The organism is Lyngbya sp. CCY1209 (assembly GCF_035615495.1).
Lineage (GTDB): Bacteria > Cyanobacteriota > Cyanobacteriia > Cyanobacteriales > Microcoleaceae > Limnospira.
The window spans coordinates 1-267 of sequence record NZ_JAJENU010000277.1; the positions used below are offsets into that span (position 1 = coordinate 1).

1 protein-coding gene is annotated in these 267 nt (G+C 44.2%); it reads right to left on the minus strand.

Annotated features, from left to right (window positions below):
• On the minus strand, positions 1-267 hold a 267-nt coding region (locus LKE08_RS08125; protein ID WP_324703713.1), incomplete at both ends, for a reverse transcriptase/maturase family protein.

A 267-nucleotide genomic window follows, 5' to 3' on the forward strand; every position in this document is an offset into this window, starting at 1 on the left:
TGTCTTTTCCGGTTTAAGCTGGAGACCAATAGGTTTTAACCATTCGGAAATAGCAATCTTGCACTGTTCAATGATTTTGCGGCTTTGCGATATGACCACAAAATCATCGGCATATCTAACGACCGTTGTGTTGATAGTTTTCCCTTTAACTCTGTGTTTGGGGAAGAGTTTTTCTATGTGCCTTACCATCCCATCCAGTGCGATGTTGGCGAGGAGTGGACTTATTACCCCTCCTTGAGGTGTCCCGGCTTTTGTGTCGTCAAATAC